This window comes from uncultured Algibacter sp. (assembly GCF_947487605.1).
In the GTDB taxonomy this organism is placed as follows: Bacteria; Bacteroidota; Bacteroidia; order Flavobacteriales; family Flavobacteriaceae; genus Algibacter_D.
This window is the reverse complement of sequence record NZ_CANKXK010000080.1, coordinates 1-277: the sequence shown is the minus strand read 5'-3', so window position 1 is coordinate 277 and position 277 is coordinate 1. Positions and strand designations below refer to the sequence as shown.

At 42.6% G+C, this 277-nt stretch carries 1 protein-coding gene; it reads left to right on the top strand.

Going from position 1 to position 277, the window contains the following annotated elements:
• Positions 1–277: hypothetical protein (locus Q0739_RS15015; RefSeq protein WP_298239547.1), on the top strand; the 277-nt coding region annotated here is incomplete at both ends.

Here is a 277-nt window from a genome sequence, read left to right as displayed (position 1 = left end):
GTAACGCCTTTACCTACCCTAAGCACATCAAACGGTTCAGTTTGTGCTACTAGTCAAACCAATATCGATTTAAATACTTTAGTAACCACCAATGGTACTACGGTGACATTCCATACATCGCAAGCCAATGCCGATAACGACTCTGGTGCAATCTCTGCTACAGTAAGTCCGTCCTCTGCTACTACATACTATGTAAGAAGCGAACTTGCTACTGGGTGTTATGACACTGATACTATTCTTATTTCTATTGATCCGCTACCAACTGTCGATGCTGGAG